The organism is Actinoallomurus sp. CA-150999, from assembly GCF_050942425.1.
Lineage (GTDB): Bacteria > Actinomycetota > Actinomycetes > Streptosporangiales > Streptosporangiaceae > Actinoallomurus.
Genome location: NZ_CP192063.1, coordinates 8,363,107 through 8,381,134, shown reverse-complemented (window position 1 = coordinate 8,381,134; position 18,028 = coordinate 8,363,107). Strand labels below are relative to the sequence as shown.

General features: G+C 69.9%; 19 protein-coding genes. 10 read left to right on the top strand and 9 right to left on the bottom strand.

Annotated features, from left to right (window positions below):
• The first annotated feature begins 8 nt into the window (after positions 1-8).
• Both ACQP2O_RS38720 and ACQP2O_RS38715 read left to right on the top strand, forming a co-directional pair.
• Positions 9-839 (top strand): helix-turn-helix domain-containing protein, encoded by an 831-nt coding sequence (locus ACQP2O_RS38720; RefSeq protein ID WP_433174057.1) that lies wholly within the window; start codon positions 9-11, stop codon positions 837-839.
• Positions 821-946 carry a DUF397 domain-containing protein gene (locus tag ACQP2O_RS38715; protein WP_433174055.1) on the top strand — a complete coding sequence of 42 codons (126 nt, stop codon included), beginning with the start codon at positions 821-823 and terminating at the stop codon, positions 944-946. Before ACQP2O_RS38720 ends, ACQP2O_RS38715 begins: the two co-directional genes overlap by 19 nt.
• A 215-nt stretch (positions 947-1,161) precedes the next feature.
• Here ACQP2O_RS38715 and ACQP2O_RS38710 read toward each other — a convergent pair whose 3' ends face one another.
• Entirely contained in the window at positions 1,162-1,563 is a 402-nt protein-coding gene (locus ACQP2O_RS38710) for a nuclear transport factor 2 family protein (protein ID WP_433174053.1), read from the bottom strand.
• Between the two features lie 277 nt (positions 1,564-1,840).
• On the opposite strand from ACQP2O_RS38710, the gene ACQP2O_RS38705 reads away from it, so the two are divergent.
• The gene (locus ACQP2O_RS38705; protein WP_433174051.1) at positions 1,841-2,446 is read left to right on the top strand and encodes a response regulator transcription factor; all 606 of its coding nucleotides are present in this window, start codon (positions 1,841-1,843) and stop codon (positions 2,444-2,446) included.
• Here ACQP2O_RS38705 and ACQP2O_RS38700 read toward each other — a convergent pair.
• Entirely contained in the window at positions 2,372-4,324 is a 1,953-nt protein-coding gene (locus ACQP2O_RS38700) for a histidine kinase (protein WP_433174049.1), read from the bottom strand. The two genes, ACQP2O_RS38705 and ACQP2O_RS38700, sit on opposite strands and share 75 nt — an antisense overlap.
• A gap of 168 nt (positions 4,325-4,492) precedes the next feature.
• Here ACQP2O_RS38700 and ACQP2O_RS38695 point away from each other — a divergent pair, with 168 nt between their 5' ends.
• Both ACQP2O_RS38695 and ACQP2O_RS38690 read left to right on the top strand, forming a co-directional pair.
• Complete coding sequence (locus tag ACQP2O_RS38695) at positions 4,493-4,897, top strand: hypothetical protein (protein ID WP_433174047.1); 405 nt, start codon at positions 4,493-4,495, stop codon at positions 4,895-4,897.
• 8 nt (positions 4,898-4,905) lie between these two features.
• Positions 4,906-5,538 carry a DUF1579 family protein gene (locus ACQP2O_RS38690; protein WP_433174045.1) on the top strand — a complete coding sequence of 211 codons (633 nt, stop codon included), beginning with the start codon at positions 4,906-4,908 and terminating at the stop codon, positions 5,536-5,538.
• Between the two features lie 53 nt (positions 5,539-5,591).
• Here the strand turns inward: ACQP2O_RS38690 and ACQP2O_RS38685 are convergent, their stop codons facing one another.
• The 6 genes from ACQP2O_RS38685 to ACQP2O_RS38660 all read right to left on the bottom strand — a co-directional run bounded on the left by ACQP2O_RS38685 (position 5,592) and on the right by ACQP2O_RS38660 (position 12,507).
• Positions 5,592-6,563, bottom strand: coding sequence for a hypothetical protein (locus tag ACQP2O_RS38685; protein ID WP_433174043.1), 972 nt, complete (start codon positions 6,561-6,563; stop codon positions 5,592-5,594).
• Positions 6,564-6,665: 102 nt separating this feature from the next.
• On the bottom strand, positions 6,666-6,812 hold the full coding sequence (locus ACQP2O_RS38680; RefSeq protein ID WP_433174041.1) for a hypothetical protein: 147 nt from the start codon (positions 6,810-6,812) through the stop codon (positions 6,666-6,668).
• Positions 6,813-6,984: 172 nt separating this feature from the next.
• Positions 6,985-8,751 carry an MFS transporter gene (locus ACQP2O_RS38675; protein WP_433174039.1) on the bottom strand — a complete coding sequence of 589 codons (1,767 nt, stop codon included), beginning with the start codon at positions 8,749-8,751 and terminating at the stop codon, positions 6,985-6,987.
• A complete protein-coding gene (locus ACQP2O_RS38670) occupies positions 8,748-9,185 on the bottom strand; it encodes a MarR family winged helix-turn-helix transcriptional regulator (protein ID WP_433174037.1) in 438 nt (145 codons plus the stop codon). The genes ACQP2O_RS38675 and ACQP2O_RS38670 overlap by 4 nt, the downstream gene beginning before the upstream one ends.
• Before the next feature lie 228 nt (positions 9,186-9,413).
• Entirely contained in the window at positions 9,414-10,799 is a 1,386-nt protein-coding gene (sepH, locus tag ACQP2O_RS38665) for a septation protein SepH (protein ID WP_433174035.1), read from the bottom strand.
• A 397-nt stretch (positions 10,800-11,196) separates the two neighbouring features.
• Positions 11,197-12,507 (bottom strand): D-arabinono-1,4-lactone oxidase, encoded by a 1,311-nt coding sequence (locus ACQP2O_RS38660; protein WP_433174033.1) that lies wholly within the window; start codon positions 12,505-12,507, stop codon positions 11,197-11,199.
• Between the two features lie 172 nt (positions 12,508-12,679).
• Here ACQP2O_RS38660 and ACQP2O_RS38655 point away from each other — a divergent pair, with 172 nt between their 5' ends.
• The 3 genes from ACQP2O_RS38655 (at position 12,680) to ACQP2O_RS38645 (ending at position 15,745) form a co-directional block, all read left to right on the top strand.
• Complete coding sequence (locus ACQP2O_RS38655) at positions 12,680-13,837, top strand: lytic transglycosylase domain-containing protein (protein ID WP_433174031.1); 1,158 nt, start codon at positions 12,680-12,682, stop codon at positions 13,835-13,837.
• A gap of 73 nt (positions 13,838-13,910) precedes the next feature.
• Positions 13,911-14,909: a ferrochelatase gene (locus tag ACQP2O_RS38650; protein WP_433174029.1), complete on the top strand. Its 999-nt coding sequence runs from the start codon at positions 13,911-13,913 to the stop codon at positions 14,907-14,909.
• Positions 14,910-14,941: 32 nt separating this feature from the next.
• Positions 14,942-15,745 carry an inositol monophosphatase family protein gene (locus tag ACQP2O_RS38645; RefSeq protein ID WP_433174027.1) on the top strand — a complete coding sequence of 268 codons (804 nt, stop codon included), beginning with the start codon at positions 14,942-14,944 and terminating at the stop codon, positions 15,743-15,745.
• A gap of 120 nt (positions 15,746-15,865) precedes the next feature.
• On the opposite strand, the gene ACQP2O_RS38640 is transcribed toward ACQP2O_RS38645, so the two are convergent.
• Entirely contained in the window at positions 15,866-16,036 is a 171-nt protein-coding gene (locus ACQP2O_RS38640; protein ID WP_433174025.1) for a hypothetical protein, read from the bottom strand.
• A 157-nt stretch (positions 16,037-16,193) separates the two neighbouring features.
• Between ACQP2O_RS38640 and ACQP2O_RS38635 the strand changes: the two genes are divergently transcribed.
• Both ACQP2O_RS38635 and ACQP2O_RS38630 read left to right on the top strand, forming a co-directional pair.
• A complete protein-coding gene (locus ACQP2O_RS38635) occupies positions 16,194-16,847 on the top strand; it encodes a response regulator transcription factor (RefSeq protein ID WP_433174023.1) in 654 nt (217 codons plus the stop codon).
• Positions 16,844-17,977 (top strand): sensor histidine kinase, encoded by a 1,134-nt coding sequence (locus tag ACQP2O_RS38630; RefSeq protein ID WP_433174021.1) that lies wholly within the window; start codon positions 16,844-16,846, stop codon positions 17,975-17,977. The genes ACQP2O_RS38635 and ACQP2O_RS38630 overlap by 4 nt, the downstream gene beginning before the upstream one ends.
• Positions 17,978-18,028: the final 51 nt, after the last annotated feature.

Here is an 18,028-nt window from a genome sequence, read left to right as displayed (position 1 = left end):
GGTGCCACATGCCCCCACCCCGCAAGCTCGACGCCTTCTCCTCGCTCGGCGCGTTCTTCGGCGCGGAGATCCGCCGTCTCCGCGAGCGGAACGACTGGACGCTGGAGGAGCTCGCCCACAAGCTCGGCTGGGCACTGTCCACCGTCGCCAGCGTCGAGACCGCCCGCCGCAACCCGCCGGAGCGCTTTCCCGAGCGCGCCGACACCGTGTTCGCCCTGCCGGACATGCTCACCCGCCTCGCCGAGCTCGTACGCTCCGCCCCCCGCTGGTTCGAGCACTACGTCGAACTCGAGTCCCAGGCCAGCAAAATCAGCATCTGGGCCAACAGCCTCATCCCCGGCTTGTTCCAGATAGAGGAGTATGCGCGTGCTGCGATGCATGCCGCTCGGCCGATGCTCGGTGAGGAGATCATCGCGGCGGGCGTGGAGAAACGACTCCAGCGGCAATCACTCCTTGCCCGGCCGGTCCCGCCGCGCGTGTGGGTCGTCTTGCACGAGGCCGCGGTGAAACAACCAGTGGGGAGTGTTGAGATCTCCCGAGCTCAGCTCAAGTACCTCCTCGAAGTAGCTCGCCTGCCCCACGTGGACATCCAGGTCCTGCCGTTCGCGGCAGGTGAGCTTGCCGGCGCGACCGGGCCATTCACGTTGTTCGAGTTCGAGCATGAAGCTCCGGTCGCCTTTGCCGAAGGCCGCGGGGTCGGCCGTCTGATTGATCACAAGGGGGAGTTGGACGAACTGACGCTGGTTTACGATCGGCTCCGGGCGGTGGCACTGTCGCCCGAGGCATCGATCGGGATGATCGTCGGAGCGATGGGTCAGATATGGATCGACCGAGATTGACCGACCCGGAGTGGCGTAAGTCGAGCCGTAGCGGAGAGCCAGAATCCAGCTGCGTGGAAGTGGCGGTGGCGTGGCTGGCCGAGGAGCAGGCCGCCTGCACTTTGTAGTCGGTGTTGACTCATTGCCGCCTGTGTTGACGGCAGGCCGCCCGGTTGGCCAGGTTTGGGAGGTCAACGACGGCGGCAAGGTCCGTTCTCGTGTCCGTGGCATCGCGGCCGGGCCTGCGATGCTCGTTTCCCGGCGTGCCGCCAGACGATAGCTTTCCCACCTGGCGGTACATCGCGGAACGTGATGGCCGTCTGCCCGGTCGAGATGGCTGTTCTCACCTGCTCAGGGGAGTCCTTCGGGCGAGTATCTTTCGGTGGCTGATTCGCCAGCCCTGATCCACCCGTACGACGGTGTCCTCATAGGTGACGCTTCCGCTCGTACCGTCGGCGTTGATGCCGATGCCCTTGGACCGGGCGTGCACTCGACCGTCGGGCTGCTCGCTCAGGACGATGTTCGTGACGTGGTGGCCGACCGGGTTCCGGTCACCGAGGGCGCGGCCGGCGTCGGCGCAGGCCGCCACCCCTCTCAAGATCTCCTGCCCGAAGTCGGTGACGTCGTAGATGACGTCGACGGTGAACACCTCGTCGAAGCGATCGAGTTCTCCGCTGTCGCACAGGTGTCCGTGCAGCGCGATCAGTTCGGTGATGAGGAACCGATCTTCGCAGGTGAGAGCCATCAAGGATCCTTTGTTCGCTGGGCGCGAGAGGCTCGCCGCTCGGTCGCTCAACGCACGGCCGTGCGGCGATGTGGGGAGCTCCCCGGTTCGAGCTACGATAATTGGGGAACTCCCCATTTCGCAATGCGGAGACGAGGATGGCGGATAGCGGATCCCCGGTTCCGCTGCGCGCTGTCAGGCGGCTGAGCCGAGCGCTTCCCGGCCGCGATGTGATCTTGGGTGGATATCCTCCTGGCGGGTCCGCGTTCGGCGGGTGGGGTGGCTGCTCGGAGACAACATGATCAGAGTTCTCATCGCGGAGGACATGACCATCCTTCGCGAGGCGCTGGTCGAGTTGTTGTCGCTGGAATGCGACCTCGAGGTGGTGGCCGAGGTGGCCGCGGGCGGGGAGATCGTCCCCGCCGCGCTGGACCACCGGCCCGACGTGGCCGTGATCGACGTCGGTCTGCCCGGCCTGGACGGCATCTCGGCGGCGGCCGAGTTGCGCGAGCGGTTGCCCGAGTGCCGCGTCGTCATCCTCACGGCGATCACCAAACCGGGCACGCTGCGCAGCGCGCTCGGCGCCCACGTCGACGCGTTCGTCGCCAAGGACATCCGCCCGGCGGACCTCGCGGCCGCGATCCGTACCGTCGCCGCCGGCGGACGTGTGGTGGACCCCGTGCTGGCCATGGCCGCGTTGCAGGCGCCGGAGAGCCCGCTCACGCAGCGGGAGACCGAGGTGTTGCGAATGTCGGCGACCGGCGCCCATCCCGCGGAGATCGCCGAACGGCTCTTCCTGACGTACGGAACCGTCCGCAACTACCTCAGTTCAGCAGTCGTCAAGCTGGGCGCTCGGAACCGGGTCGACGCCATCCGGATCGCGACAGAGTCCGAGTGGATCTGACCGGAACTCGGCGATCACCTCGAACAGGCCGCCGGGCCGGTGCCCGGCCGTCAGCCGGCCGCCGGTTCGCTGCGTCAGGTTGGCGAGCCCGGATCTGGTCCGTGCCGCCTCGGCTGGTGTCTCCGCCTCGGCCGGCGTCTCCGCCTCGGCCGGCGTCTCCGCCTCGGCCGGCGCTTCCGTCCGGACGACTGCTTCCGAGACGGGTCCGGCGCCGTCGTTGACGACGCGCAGCCGTACGCGCCCGTCGGTCTCCGAGATGGTGATCTCGCACGTACGGGCCTGACTGTGCCGCAGGACGTTGGTGATGGTCTCGCGGAGGACGGCGGCCAGCGCGGTGTCGACCTCGCTCGGCAGCTCCGGGATCTCCACGTGTGCCGTCGTCTCGACGCCGGCGGATTCCAGCATCCGGCGGGCCGCGGTGATCTCGGCCGTCAACCTGAGCTCGACCCGGTCGACGACGATGGCGTCCAGCTCCGCCGTCGTCCGTTCCACCATCGTGATGAGGGTGGCGAGCTCGGTTCTGGCCCGCTCGGGCGCCGTGTCCAGCAGGCGGTCCGCCACTTCGCCCTTGAGCGCGACGGCGGAGAGGCTGTAGCCGAGAACGTCGTGCAGGTCGCGGGCGATCCGGGTCCGTTCCCGCCGTACCGCCACCTCGGCGAGGTCGTGGCGGGCCCGTTCGAGTACGCCGGCCAACTCGGTGAGGCGTCCCAGCGAGTACACCAGCCACATGAGCATGATGTGCCCGCCGATGAGGGTGAGGTCGTTGGCCGCGGTGCCTTCGGTTTCGGAGAGGAGCAACGCCAGATGCGCGGTCAGGATGAACCCGACGATCCCCCAGGAGAACGGTGGGCGTACCCGGAGAAGGATCGAGCCGGAGAGGTAGCTCAGTACCCGGTCCCACGCGACGTGGATCAGAAAGATCGGCAGCACGATCAGCACCGACTGGGCGAGGAATGTGGCCCGGGTCCGCGGCAGCGTCTGCAGGACGACGATCGCGCCGAGGCCGAGCACGGCGAGGGTGAGCTTCAGCGGACCGATATGGCTCAGCGAGTGGTGCTGATAGAAGGAGATGTTCGTCAGTACGAGCACGCACTGAATGATCAGTACGGCGAGCAGGACGCGCCGTGCCAGGAGGGGTGACTCGACCGGCGCCGGGGGCTCGGGGAGAGGGCCGACGCGGTAGGCGCCGGCCGTGGCCCGGACCTCGGCCAGCGTCCGGCGGGCGAGTTCGGTCGCCTCGCGTATGTCGAGCCGGGCTTCCGGGACGTCCTCCCGCGCCGCCTTCCGCATCCGGAACACGATCGCCTGGAGCTTGCCGCCCAGCGTGTCCCGCAGCTCACCGTCCAGGCGCAGGCGCTCCCGTACCAGCGCCAGCCTGGCGAGCTCCTCTTCGGCGGCGGACAGCCGTTCCACGGTTCCCACCAGCGCGGCCACGCTGAACACGATGAGGCCGTCGTCCGCGATGATGATCGTGTAGAAGAGCGAGCCGTGGACATCGGCCCCGGTCAGCGCGGCGGTCAGGCCGGTCGCGCCCACGAGCAGCGCGAACAGCGGCCATGCCCAGCGCGCGGGCAGCACGCAGAGCACGCCCGCGGCCACGGTCCACGGCACCCAGTCCCACTGCCACCCGACGATCGGGAACGGGACGAGGTAGAGCAGTACGAGGCAGGCCAGCAGTCCGTAGCGGCGGGCCGGGCCGCGACGCAGTGCCAGAAGCGCGATCAGCGGCGGGTACGAGGTGGTGGCGAGGAGTACGCCGAGCGGCCACCAGCCGCTGTCGATCCCGCTGGAGGCCCGGATGGCGAAGAGGATGCCGAGGGAGACCCACAGCATGCCCCGGGCCGGCCGTGGCGATAGGTGATCGGGAGTCCGCTCCACAGATCTCCCCGAGAGCCATGACAAATGCACCCCCGACAGATGACAGGGACACTATCGGGAGTTACGGGGCCGCTGCGAGCATCCGATCGTGAAAGAACGATCACTTGATGCGAAGGCTGTGCGGACGGGAATGGTCGCTCCGCCCGCGGCGAACGCTGAGGCCGTCTGATGGAGTCGACCGAGGTCCTGCCGATCGTGTCGCTCCTGTCCATCGTCACGGTCGAGTTCGGTGGGCACGCGCTGCTGAGGTTCATCACCACCGACCGCGACAAGCTTGGTGAGCTGCGCGAACGCTTCTTCCGCGCCGGGCACGCGCACGCCGGCGTTCTGCTGATGCTGACGCTGGTCTATTTCCTCTACCTGCCCCGCGCCCGATACTCCGACGGCCTGGAATGGACGTTCGGCGCGATCCTGCTGGCCGGCGTGCTGGCCCAGTCGGGCGGGTTCTTCGTCCACCTCGGAATCGGCCAGGCGGGCGCCCGCTCCTTCGGCACGACGCTGACCCGTGTCGGCGCCCTGCTGATCGCCGTCGCGCTCATCGCCCTGTCGGCCGGACTGATCCGAGAACTCTAGGAGAGACGATGTTCCCCCTGAAGAAGGTGTCGCTTACGGCCGCGGCGGCCGCCCTCGTCGTCGGTCTGACCGGTGTGGCGGGTGCGTCCGTTCAGCACCGGCCCGCCTCTGCCTCCACCACCCCGGCCGACAACCTCAACCCCGGCCCGTACCAACGCGCACTGGACCCGCTGGTCGGCACCTGGAAGGCCGTCAAGACCAACTACATCCTCGGCGGCGGCACACCCATCGTCTCCCACGACATCACCGTCACCACCCACTGGATCACCAAGACCGGCGGCCGCTTCCTGGAAGAACAGACCCAAGGAACCCTCGGCGGAAACCACTACTACCGCCTCGGCATCCTCGGCTTCTCCAACATCGACCACCGCTACGAATGGACCACCTTCGACAGCGTCACCCCCACCGCCATGACCTACCGCGGCAACCCCGTCACCGCGATCCCCTCCGTACTGTCCATCCCCGGCGAGTTCACCGACCCCGGCGTGCTCGGCCCCGAATACCTCGGCAAGACCATCCCCATGCGCACCGTCATCACCATCGGCCGACACGGCCACCACACCTTCGACCTCTACTTCACCCCACCCGGCCAGCACGAACGCCTCGTCGACCGCGTCGTCTACACCCAAAAGATCAAATAAGGACCGGATATCCGGGGCGTGGCCGCCGACGCGGCCACGCCCCGGCGTGCCGGTCACCAGGTCAGCAGCGGTCCCGCCTGCCCGGTCAGCCGTCCGCGGGAGAGGACGACGTCCAGATGGTGGGCGGTGGCCCGCTGCTCGGGGTCGGCGGTCTCGCTCAGCTCGGCGCCGAACCCGATGTGCACTCCGTAGTTGCGCTCGTGCCAGGTGAACGCCGCCCTGTGCGACCTGGCCGCTTCGGTGACGGCCTTCGACTGGCCGATCCCGAGCTCGCCGATCGAACGCACCCCCGGCAGCCGGTCGAACGCCATCTCGAGGTCCCGGCAGAGTTCGGTGTTACGCCCGGTGACGCCGGTCGCCTGGCCGTTCTCGATGCGGACGGAGAGGTCACCCGGGCCGATCCGGCCGTACTTCCGGCCGAAGGGGATGGTCCCGATGATCCACCCCTCGACCGGCAGGGTGCCGCTCGCGCTCTCCGGGACGCACGCGACCTCCCCGCTGGGCAGGAGGTAGTCGTAGTCCTCCAGCCCGCTGTAGGCGACCCAGTCGTCCGGCGCGCAGTCGAAGGAGAGGAACTCGGACGCGTCGTCGGCGGCACGATAGGTGAGCGTCCGTTCGCCGGTCAACTGCCGGCGGAGCCCGTCGCACCGACGGGCCACCTCCTGCGGATCCTCGGCGAAGAGCTGAGCGAAGTTGTCGTCCCAGACCTCGAGGCACAGCGCCACGCGGCGGCTCGGCCAGTCGGCGAAGCGGACCAGCGCCTCCTGGTACTCCGGATAGTTCCGGGCGTGGAAGCCGATGAGGCCGACGTGGTCCTGGTCGACGTACTCGAGCGCCGCCGCCCGTACCTCGTCGATGGACACCTCGCCGAGACGGAGGACCTTCACGTCGTCGCCGAGCCGGGGCAGCAGGGATGCCGCCAGGCGCGCGTGGGCGGCGGCATCGATGATCACCAGCCAGGTCGACACGGATTTCGGCAGGTACGCCGTGAAGCGCTCGACCGACTCTTCCCACATGTCACTCACTCGTCAGCCTCCGAAGCAGGGGTCGTATCCGGGTGCCGGACCTTCCAACCGGGAAGCGCGCGCACCGCCGGACCGAGGCCCGCGGTGCGCGCGCCGACCTGGTCAGACCCAGAAGTACTGCGGGGTGTTGAAGTTGCTCAGGGTCCCCGCCCTGCTGCTTCTGGCCGTGCCCTCGATCATGAATTCGCCGAGGTCAAGCGATGGATCCAGGACATCGAGTTGGGGGTGGTCTGCGGTCACGGTCGACATCGCTGCGGACTCCTCTCCGTGATGCGGAACTCCGTCGGACCCGCCGCTCAAGATCGTCTAGCGGATCTTCGTCATGGTGCATCGGAACGATCAAGGAATGCAACACCAATTTTGTTGATGCGCGATAGATCACGATTTACCGGTCGTTAACCGAATGGCGGGTACTTCCTCATCAGCCTCGCCGACGGGTCCTGGGGTCCGGAGCGCCGCGGAGCACGGACGCGATGGCGGCCAGTACGGCCAGGGCGGCGGCCGAGGTGAACACCACCACCAGGCCGTGGTGGAACGGGGCCGCGATCAGGTTCGGGAAGAACTCCCGACCGGTGAGGGCGTGCCGGTTTCCGGCCGGAAGCGAGGAGAGCGTCCCGCTGGGCGCGAGCAGCTGCTCGACCGGGTTGACGCCGAGAATCGCCGCGAACAGCGAGGCCACCGGCGGCAGCGCGCCGACCTGCTCGGCGACCTGGGACGGCACGCCCTGCTGCCGCAGCCCGCTGGTCAGCGTGTGCGGGAGGCTGGCGGCCAGCCCGGCGATCATGAGGGAGAAGAACACGCCGATCGACAGCGCCGTGCCGGTGTTCTGGAACGTCGCGCGCATGCCGGAGGCCACGCCGCGCCGTGACGCGGGGACACTGCTCATGATCGATGAGGAGTTGGGCGAGCTGAAGGCGCCGACGCCGATGCCGTTCACCGCGATGAGCAGGGCGAACGCCCAGTACGGGAAGTCGATGGGCAGCAGCGTCAGCCCGATGAAGGTGCAGGCGTACAGCGCCATGCCCGAGGTGGCCAGGCCGCGAGAGCCGAGCCGGTCCGACATCCAGCCGGCGACGGGGCCCGCGATCAGGAAGCCGAAGGTCATCGGCAGCATGTAGACGCCGGCCCACAACGGCGTGTCGGCGTAGTCGTAGCCGTGCAGCGGAAGCCAGATGCCCTGCAGCCAGATGATGAGCATGAACTGCAGGCCGCCCTGGGAGAGGCGGCTGGCGAAGCCGGCCAGGTTGCCGGCGGTGAAGGCGCGGATGCGGAACAGGCCGAGCTGGAACATCGGCTCGGCGGCCCTCCTCTCGGCGACGACGAACGCCGCCAGGAGGGCGGTGCCCACCGAGAGCAGGCCGATGACCTCGGGGTTCGTCCAGCCCATGGTGTGGTGGTGATAGGGGTGGAGGCCTTCGGTGATGGCGACGAGGATCGCGCTGAGGCCGATCGTGAAGGTGACGTTGCCCCACCAGTCGACCCGGGCGGGTGCACGGGGGCCCGGTGCGCGGGGCTCGCGGAGCTTCGCGTAGGCCCACAGCGTTCCGAAGATCCCTACCGGCAGGTTGACCCAGAACACCGCCCGCCAGTCCCAGAGCACGAGCAGGCCGCCGGCGACCAGGCCGACGAACTGGCCGGCCAGCCCGGCGACCTGGTTGATGCCGAGGGCGAAGCCACGCCGGTCGGCGGGGAACACGTCGGTGAGGATCGCGGCCGAGTTGGCGGTGAGCATGGACCCGCCGACCGCCTGCAGCATCCGCCAGCCGATCAGCCACAGCGCGCCGCCACCGCCGTGGAACGGGTCGAAGGACAGCAGGATGGAGGCGGCGGTGAACACGGTGAACCCCGCGTTGTAGATCCTGACCCGGCCGAACATGTCGCCCAGGCGGCCCAGCGGGACCACGAGAACGGCCTGCACGAGCCGGTAGCCCATGATCATCCACAGGAGATAGCCGAGGTTTCCCGCCGCCAGTGGATCCAGGTGGATCCCCCGGAAGATCGCGGGCAGGGAGATCAAGACGATGGAGCCATCGAGGGCCGCCATGAAGATCGCGGCTGTCGTGTTCGTCAGCGCCGCCCACCGGTAACGGTCATCCGCCGACCGCCGGCGTGCTTCCGGCGTGGCCGTGTGCTCGGACGGATCGCCCTTCTGCTCGGACGGATCGCCCTTCTGCTCGGTCGAGCTCACAGTCCCTCCGCGAGTCGCTCGATCAGCCGTGCGGCGGCCATGAGCTGCTCCTGCTCCGGCCGGGTGAAGTCGCTGGAGAGCGCTGCGGCGATCGTCTCGATCCGCGTGTTACGCCTGGTGAGCAACGCTTGACGTCCGGCTTCGGTCAGCGACAGGACCACGCGTCGGCCGTCCTGCGCGTCCGGGCGCCGTTCGATCAGACCGCGCGCCTCCAGTCCGGCCAGGGTCCTCCCCATCGACTGCGGGGTGATCTGTTCGAGCCGGGCCAGCGCGCTGGGGGTGGTCGGGCCGGCGCGGTTCAGCCGCTTCAGGGCCGAGTTCTCGTGCAGCGAGAGCTCGTCGTCCACCTGCACCTGCCGGACCCGGCGGACCAGCATCGTGATCCCGGCCAGGAGAGCCTCGGAAATCTGATGAGCGTCCGGTTTGTCGGTCATGTACTAAGCCTAACTTATAACCTTGGCTTAGTTTCTGGGCAGGATGCGGCAATGGTCCGAAACATGCGGAATGGGGGTATCAGCAGTGCGCGGAGCAGCCTGACGTGACCAAGTGCCATGGTCCGCACGTCGTGGCTTCCGCGGCCGTCGTCTGGAGACGCACGACCGAGTTCTGGAGCACGTCGAATCAGGCCACGCTGCCGTGACCGACGGTGCCTTCCTCCGGGATTACTCGGGGCGGCGGGCGCCGAACATGATCTCGTCCCAGGACGGGACCGAGGCGCGCTTGCTGCGGGCACGCTTCCGGGCGGGCGGCCGCTTCTCCGGGGCTGCCGGCGGGGTCGCGGGCTTCGCGGCGGCCGCGGCCGGACGCTCCGGAGCCTTCTCGGCCGGCTTCTCCACGGGCTTCTGCGGCGCCGGCTTCTGCGCCGCGGGCCTGGCCTGGCTCGGCTTCTGGGCAGCGGGCCTGGCCTGGGCCGGCTTCTGGGCGGCGGCAGGCTTCGCCGCAGCCGCGGCGGGCTTGGCGGCGGCCTGCTTCGGCGGCGCCGGCTTGGGCGCCTGCGGCTTGGCCTCGGCGACCTCCCGCTCCGGCTCCGGCTCCGGCTGCTCGGCCTCGACCTCCATCGGGGCCGTCTCCACCCGTGCCGCCTCCACCGGGGCGGCCTCGACCGGCGCGCGCTCGGCGGCGGGCGGGGCGACGGGCTCCGGCCTGGACGGCTGCGGTGCGGGAGCCGGGGGCTCGGCGGCGGCCGGGGGAGCGGGCCGCGTCGGCACGGTCAGCTCCTGCGGCTTGGCCACGATCTCCGGGTGGGCCTCGCGCGGACGCGGGGCGCGCGCGACGGGCTCCTCGGCGGGGGCCGGCCGCGGAACCTCGCGGACGACCGTCGGCTCCTCGGCCACGAACTCCTCGCGGCGGGCCGGCGCGGGGACCGGGATGACGGGGCCAGGCGGCGGAGCCTGCTCGCGGACGGGGTCGCCGACGATCTTCATGGGGCGGCGCGGGACGAACGGGGTGACGGTGTCGTCGGCGGACTCGTCGACGTCGAGAGAGGACAGGCGCGAGGCCTCGTCGTTCACGGCCGAGATGTGGCGGCGGCGGGGGTCGTACGCCCACTCCGCCGAGTAGGGACGGCCGTCGTAGTAGAAGGCGAGGCTGACCCGCCAGGTCGAGTCCTCGCACTTACGGGAGTCCCACTCGACCTCTTCCAGGTCGATGCCGCGCCGGCCGAGGCGCTCCTCGACGAGCTCTCCGAGGGCAGGGGCGGGCGAGGACTCACCCGGGCGTCGGATCGGCACGCGCTGGGCCTGCTGGGCCATGTACTCGCGCTCCTGAAGAACCGGTCCCTCGAACCAGCGGACACGCTCCACCGGGATGCCTGCCGTTTCGGCGATCTCTTCCGCTGTCTCTCCAGCGCGAATACGAGCCTGGATCTCCTTGGGACGCAAAGGACTCTCCACTTCGATCTCGTACTGGCCGAGGCGGGAGAAATGCCCACGGACCACGGCACGCAGCCGATCATCGATAGGCAGCGTGAACCGGGTGCCCCGTCCCGCGGTGGCCAGGACGAGGTACGACCCGTCCTCGCTGACCGCGACGAGGCGCAGCTCCTGCATGCGTGTCCTTTCGTGCCCTGTCCGACGCGGCTCGGGGCGCATGCGTGCCCTTCCCCCGGTGCTACCAGTGTCGCGTCAGGACACACCTGCCCGCCAGCACCGTACCCGGCATGTCCGAACATCGCCGCCCTCACGACGTGATCCTTGTCAAGTTCCCGCAGTGTCGACCCAGCTTGCCCGCTCGGGGACGGCGGCGACGGGGGGCTTAACCATTCTTGTGGATCCTTTGCCGCGTGATGCCGTCGGACTGGCGTGGCTCACGCGGCCGCTGTGACGGGACGCGGTCGGGAGATCGGTGGATGCTTGATGGTTCGGGGTCGTACGCGGCTACCGGTCGGAGCACGAGGGATCTGCACGCCGCGCGAGCGGGATGCGATTCATCGCGAGTCTACGGGTTTCACGTGCCGAATATCTGAGTCAGGTAGCGGTTGGCGAAGCGGCGTTCGGGATCGATCCGGTCGCGTAGCGCCAGGAAGTCGCCGAATCGCGGGTAGACGCCCTCAAGGTACGACGCGTCCCGCGTGTGCAGCTTGCCCCAGTGCGGCCGTCCGCCGAGTGGCGTCAGGACCTCTTCGACGCCCTGGAAGTACTCCTCGTGCGGGGACGCGTGGTAGACGTGGATCGCGATGAAGGCGCTGTCCCGCCCGTACGCCATCGACAGCCAGGCGTCCTCCGGCGGCAGCAGGCGCACCTCGATGGGGAAGGAGATGCGCCAGCCCCGGCGCTCGATGAGCGCGCGGACCTCGCGGAGCGCTCCGGCCAGTTCCTCACGCGGGACGGCGTACTCCTGCTCCTTGAAACGGACCCGCCGCGGGCTGGTGAACACCTTGTACGACACGTCGGTGTACGTCCGGGCGCCCAGGGCCCGCGCGGACACACCGTTGATCGTCGGGATGGCGCGGGGGACGTGGTGGGCGACGCGGTTCGCGACGTCGAACACCGAGTTGGACAGGAACTCGTCGTCCAGCCAGTGCCGGAACGTCCCGAGCGGCTCGGCGGGTCCGGGCACCCGGTTGTTGCGCTTGGTCAGGCAGCCGTCGGTGTGCGGGAACCAGTAGAACTCGAAGTGCTCGTTCTCGGCCGCGAGTTCGTCGAGGCGCGCTAGGACCTCGTCCCACCGCATCGGCTCCTCGCGCGCCTGCAGCAGGAACGCCGGGACGGCCTGCCAGGTGATCGCGGTGACGATGCCGAGCGCGCCCAGGCCGGCGCGGGCGGCGTCGAACAGCTCGGGCCGGTCCTCGCGGGAGCAGGTGACGACGCTGCCGTCGGCCAGCACGAGTTCGAGCCCGGCGATCTGCGACACGAGGCCCGCGGCGTCGCGCCCCGTCCCGTGCGTCGCGGTCTGCGTGGCGCCGGCGAGGGTCTGCTCCTGGATGTCCCCCATGTTGGCCAGGGCGAGGCCGTGCTGTTCCAGGTGCGCGTTGAAGACCTTCAGCGGCATGCCCGCCTCGGCGGTGACGAGGCCGGTGGCGGTGTCGACCGACCGCAGCTCCGTGAGGCCGTCCGGCCGGAGCAGGAGGCCCTCGGTGGCGGCGGCGTCGGTGAAGGAGTGCCCGGTGCCGGCCATGCGGACCGTCAGGCCGGAGGCGGCCGCGGCCTTGACGGCGGAGACGACGTCGGCGGTGGACCGGGGCGTCAGGACGCGCCGGGGGGTGGCGCGCTGGTTACCGGCCCAATTTCGCCAGGTCTGAGGTGTCACAGGGGGCATAAGGCGAAATCTACTCATCTTTCACCTGGTCTCGGCAACCCCATGAGCGTGATCATGGAGCCTCGTGACCAGGCCGATTCTGGGCGGATCTTTTCTTTGTCCGAACCGTACCTGTCGAAGTGCCGCCGAGTGTTGGGTAACTACCGCCCGGGTCCGATCGTTGGGAGTACCGATGAGACGCTTCGTTCGCAGAGGACTCCCGACCGCCGTGGCGGCCATCGCGCTGGCGGCCACCGCGACCGCGGCGAGCGGCGCGGTGTACATCGTGACCGCCGAACCCGACGCGGCGCCCAAGGGCGGGCACACGGCGGCCTCAGGGCCGGAGAACGGCACCGGGCCCGTCACCACCGTCGTGCCGAACACCGAGCAGCCCGCCGCTCTGAAGCGCGTCGTGGACCCCGACTTCCTCGTCGTCGCGGACCGCCCGGTGACCACCACGAAGCTGCAGGGGGTCTCCCACCTCAAGCGCGTCCGCGACGTCATCACCGTGGACGCCGGGGCGGTGCAGCTCCAGGGCGGACGGGTGAACATGTTCGCCGTCGACCCGTCGGCCTTCCGGTCCTGGACCCCGCCCGGCACGGCCAAGAACGACGGACTGTGGAACGCCCTCGCCCAGGACCGGTTCGTCGTCTCCGACGAGGTTCAGCAGCAGCTCGGGCTGCGCGAGTCGATGCAGTACCCGGTCCTCGGCAGGGCGCAGATGTTCGTCACCATGGGCGGCTCCGGCTCGCTGGGTCTGCCGGGCATCAACGTGCTCGTCGGACGCGAGACCGGGCGGAAGATCGGCCTGGTCCACGACATCGCCTTCCTCGTGAACGCGCCCGGGGCCGACCGGGGCCTCGGGACACGGCTGCACAAGGTCGTCGGCGGGAACGCCCAGGTGATCGACCTGCACCAGTCCGCGACGCAGCCGAAGGGACAACCGGCGCAGAAGCAGCCGTCCTCCGGCCGCCCCGGCACGTACCTCGCCCTGTACCAGCAGTCCGCCGGTCTCTGCCCGGGACTCTCGTGGACCGTGCTGGCCGCCATCGGGCAGATCGAGAGCGACCACGGGCGCAACGCCGGACCGTCGAGCGCGGGCGCGCTCGGCCCGATGCAGTTCATGCCGGCGACCTGGCGGATCTACGGCGTGGACGGCGACGGCGACGGCAAGGCCGACATCATGGATCCGTACGACGCCGTGCCGGCCGCCGCCAAGTACCTGTGCGCGAGCGGGGCCGGGCGCGGCGGCAACGGCCTCTACCACGCCGTCTTCGCCTACAACCACTCGGACGCGTACGTGAACAACGTGCTGTCCCTGGCCCGCGCGTACGCCCGCCGCTACTCCTGACCGGACCTGGGGTCGGCACCGCCGCCCGCCGGGCGGGTGCCGGGCATCGGCGGGCGGCTGGTTGGATGGGGGCATGCCGTACGACGCGCTGCTGTTGCTGTCCTTCGGCGGGCCGGAGAAGCCCGAGGACGTCATGCCGTTCCTGGAGAACGTCACGCGGGGCCGGGGCGTCCCGCGCGCACGCCTCGAGGCCGTGGCCGAGCACTACGATCACTTCGGCGGGGCCAGCCCCATCAACCAGCAGTGCCGCGACCTCAAGGCCGCCATCGAGGCCGACTTCGCCGCGAACGGCCTCGACCTGCCGGTCTACTGGGGCAACCGCAACTGGCATCCGTTCCTCGCCGACACGCTGTGGCAGATGAAGGCCGACGGCGTACGCCGGGCGGCGGCGTTCGCGACGTCCGCCTACAGCGGCTACTCCTGCTGCCGGCAGTACCTGGAGGACATCGACCGCGCTCGGGACGAGGTCGAGGACGCTCCCGAGGTGGACAAGCTCCGGATCTACTACAACCACCCCGGCTTCGTCGAGCCGATGATCGAGAACACCCGGGCCGCCCTCGACCGGCTGCCCGCCGAGCTGCGCGACGACGCCCGGGTCGTCTTCACCGCCCACAGCGTGCCGCTCGCCCAGCCGGGCCGCGAGGACTACGTCGCGGAGCTGACCGACATCTCCGCGGTCGTGGCGGAGGGCCGTCCCTGGGACCTGGTGTACCAGAGCCGCAGCGGCCCGCCGAGCGTGCCGTGGCTGGAGCCGGACATCCTCGACCACCTGGCGAAGCTTCACGCCGAAGGCGTCCGCGCGGCGGTCATCGTGCCCGTCGGATTCGTCTCCGACCACATGGAGGTCAAGTACGACCTCGACATCGAGGCGGCGGAGCTCGCCGGCCGCCTCGGGCTGCGGATCGAACGGGCGGCAACGCCCGGTGTCCATCCCCGGTTCGTCGCGATGGTCCGCGAGCTGCTCCTCGAACGCGACGGGACCGACCGCCCGGCGCTGGGGAGCCTGGGGCCGCGCCCCGACCACTGCGCCGCGGGGCACTGCCGCCGCGCGGACGTGCCCACCGGCCGTTGACGGACGTGCAGCCCGAATCCCGAGGGGGGAACGTGCAGGACCTGTTGTTCGAACTGGCGATCAGCACCGCTGAGGTCGCCTCTGTCATGCTCATCGACAAGCGGCCGGCCGACCTCGGCGTCGCGTACACCAAGTCGAGCTCGACCGACGTCGTCACCGAGATGGACAAGGCGTCCGAGCGGCTCATCGTCGACCGCATCCGGGCCGCCCGGCCCGGCGACGCCTTCCTGGGCGAGGAGGGCGGCGAGAGCGGCGGATCCAGCGGCGTCCGCTGGATCATCGACCCGATCGACGGCACGGTCAACTACCTGTACGACCTGCCCGACTGGTCCGTGAGCATCGCCGCCGAGGTCGACGGCGAGGTCGTGGTCGGCGTCGTCGCCGTCCCGATGCGCGGTGAGCTGTACACCGCCGCACGGGGACAGGGCGCGCACCTGATGCGCGAGGACGGGTCGAGCGAACGGCTCCGCTGCAACACCGGCGTCTCCCTGGACAAGGCGCTGGTGGCGACCGGGTTCGGCTACTCCGCCGAACGCCGCGCCCACCAGGCCGAGGCTCTGCTGGGCGTGCTGCCGCGCGTCCGCGACATCCGGCGCAACGGCTCGGCCGCCGTGGACCTGTGCTCCGTGGCCGCCGGCCGCATCGACGCCTACTACGAACGCGGCCCCCAGGAGTGGGACTTCGCCGCGGGGACGCTCATCGTCCAGGAGGCCGGCGGGACCGTCGGCGGCCTGCACGGCGCCCCGCCGAGCGCGGAGCTCACGATCGCCGCGGGCCCGGATCTCTTCCCTCCGCTGCACGACCTCCTCGACGAGGTCGGTGCCGCACGCGGGTGACCCGCGGGGCGCCCGCGAAGCGAGCGCCATCAAGCAGAGCGCACGGGGGCCTCGCACCTGACTACAGGTGCGAGGCCCCCGGACGTCTCTGGGCGGACTCGGTGCCCACCAACCGTGTTGTCAGCCGGAGCGCGGCAGGTCGATCCCGTGATCGGCGGCCGTGCGGCGCAGGTCGTCGATCTCTGCCTCCTGCACATCGATCAGGAGATCGTCGCCTGCGTCGCGGGCTGTCCGAAGCGAATCGTACGCATCGGACATACGCTGCTGGATCGTGGCCTTCAACTCGCCCACGCGGTCTCCTTTCGATAGGTCGTCTGCCACCCCTACCCACGTCCCCGTTCTTGGTAAACCTACGAATATCCTGGACGCGCTTATCAGAGACTTACGCGCGGCGTGGCATAACTGAATCGCCGGTCCAGCGCGTGGCCTTCCAGGGGGGTTGAAGCGGGTGAGAGTCCTGGTCGTCGAGGATGAGCGCGTGCTCGCCGACACCATCGCCACCGGGTTGCGGCGTGAGGCGATGGCGGTCGACGTCGCGTACGACGGCGCCAGCGCGCTGGAGCGGACCAGCGTCAACGACTACGACGTGGTCGTGCTGGACCGCGATCTACCGCGGGTCCACGGCGACGAGGTTTGCCGGAGCCTCGTCGCCGATGGGGCCACGGCGCGCGTCCTGATGCTGACCGCGGCGGGTGAGCTGGACGACAAGGTCGAGGGACTGTCGATCGGGGCCGATGACTACCTCGCGAAGCCGTTCGCCTTCGCCGAGTTGATCGCCCGGATCCGCGCGCTGGGCCGACGTTCCGCGCCGCCGCTGCCGCCCGTGCTCGAGCGTGCCGGCGTGCGGCTCGACCCGGCCCGCCGTGAGGTCACCCGGGACGACCGGCCGGTCGACCTGACGCCCAAGGAGTTCGCGGTGCTCGAGGTGCTCATGCGAGGGCAGGGCACCGTCGTCAGCGCCGAGCAGCTTCTCGAGAAGGCCTGGGACGAGAACATCGATCCGTTCACGAACGTGGTGCGGGTGACCATGATGACGCTTCGCAAGAAACTCGGTGAGCCGCAGGTCATCGAGACCGTTCCCGGCGCGGGGTACCGCCTTTGATCCCCTCGCCGGGCTCCCTGCCGCGCCGCATGACGGTGCGGCTGCGGCTGACCCTTCTGTACGGCGGGCTGTTCTTCGCGGCGGGGCTCCTGCTGCTGACGGTGGCCTACGTCCTGGTCACCAACATCCTGGAGAGCCTGCCGATCACCGTGCAGTCGACCGAGCCGGGCACCGGGCTGACGCAGCAGCAGGCCGAAGCCTTCGCCCGGGCCTTCATCAAGGGGGTCCAGCACCGGCTCATCACCCAGTCGGCGTTCGCGCTGCTGGGCGTGGGGCTCATCGCCCTGGCGCTCGGCTGGTTCGTCGCCGACCGGGCGCTCGCGCCGCTGCAGAAGGTCACCGCGACCGCCCGCAAGCTCTCCGAGAGCACCATGCACCAGCGCATCGCGATGCAGGGCCCGGAGGATGAGATCAAGGAGCTGGCCGACACGTTCGACGCCATGCTCGACCGGCTGAGCCAGGCGTTCGACACGCAGCGGCGGTTCGTCAGCAACGCCTCGCACGAGCTGCGCACGCCGCTGGCCATCAACCGGACCCTGCTCGAGGTCGCGGTCACCGACCCCGAGGCGTCGGAGGACATGAAGACGGTCGGCAAGACCCTCCTGGCCAACAACGCCCGGCACGAGCGGCTGATCGAGGGACTGCTCCTGCTGGCGCGCAGCGAGCGGGAGCTGACCACCCGCACGCCGGTCGACCTGGGCGAGGTCGCGTCCACCGTGCTGAAGACGTCGGTCCGGGGGGACCGGCCCGACATCGAGGTGAAGTCGGAGCTGACCGACGCGCCGGCCATCGGCGATCCGGTCCTGCTCGAGCACCTGGTGTCGAACCTCGTGGACAACGCGATCCGCCACAACGTCGACGACGGCATGGTGGTCGTCCGTACGGGGGTCCTGGAGGGGTGGCCCACCTGCCAGGTGGAGAACACCGGTCCGGTGGTGCCGGCGTACGACGTGCAGAGCCTGTTCGAGCCGTTCCGCCGGCTCAACACCGACCGGATCGAGTCGTCCAAGGGCGCGGGACTGGGCCTGTCCATCGTGCGCTCGGTGGTCTCCGCGCACGGCGGGACGGTCATCGCCACGCCGCGCGAGGACGGCGGCCTCATCGTGACGGTCCGCCTCCCGCACGCCTGACCACCGCGCCGCGCGGGGATGCCGGCCCTCATCGTGACCGTCCGCCTGACC

What these genes read in the sequence shown, in the direction of transcription:
- ACQP2O_RS38710 (WP_433174053.1), bottom strand. Translation starts at nt 1,563, where the DNA reads ATGGCTCTCACCTGCGAAGATCGGTTCCTCATCACCGAACTGATCGCG.
- ACQP2O_RS38720 (WP_433174057.1), top strand. Translation starts at nt 9, where the DNA reads ATGCCCCCACCCCGCAAGCTCGACGCCTTCTCCTCGCTCGGCGCGTTC.
- ACQP2O_RS38660 (WP_433174033.1), bottom strand. Translation starts at nt 12,507, where the DNA reads ATGCCCCCTGTGACACCTCAGACCTGGCGAAATTGGGCCGGTAACCAG.
- ACQP2O_RS38715 (WP_433174055.1), top strand. Translation starts at nt 821, where the DNA reads ATGGATCGACCGAGATTGACCGACCCGGAGTGGCGTAAGTCGAGCCGT.
- ACQP2O_RS38670 (WP_433174037.1), bottom strand. Translation starts at nt 9,185, where the DNA reads ATGACCGACAAACCGGACGCTCATCAGATTTCCGAGGCTCTCCTGGCC.
- ACQP2O_RS38680 (WP_433174041.1), bottom strand. Translation starts at nt 6,812, where the DNA reads ATGTCGACCGTGACCGCAGACCACCCCCAACTCGATGTCCTGGATCCA.
- ACQP2O_RS38650 (WP_433174029.1), top strand. Translation starts at nt 13,911, where the DNA reads ATGCCGTACGACGCGCTGCTGTTGCTGTCCTTCGGCGGGCCGGAGAAG.
- ACQP2O_RS38655 (WP_433174031.1), top strand. Translation starts at nt 12,680, where the DNA reads ATGAGACGCTTCGTTCGCAGAGGACTCCCGACCGCCGTGGCGGCCATC.
- sepH (WP_433174035.1), bottom strand. Translation starts at nt 10,799, where the DNA reads ATGCAGGAGCTGCGCCTCGTCGCGGTCAGCGAGGACGGGTCGTACCTC.
- ACQP2O_RS38705 (WP_433174051.1), top strand. Translation starts at nt 1,841, where the DNA reads ATGATCAGAGTTCTCATCGCGGAGGACATGACCATCCTTCGCGAGGCG.
- ACQP2O_RS38690 (WP_433174045.1), top strand. Translation starts at nt 4,906, where the DNA reads ATGTTCCCCCTGAAGAAGGTGTCGCTTACGGCCGCGGCGGCCGCCCTC.
- ACQP2O_RS38695 (WP_433174047.1), top strand. Translation starts at nt 4,493, where the DNA reads ATGGAGTCGACCGAGGTCCTGCCGATCGTGTCGCTCCTGTCCATCGTC.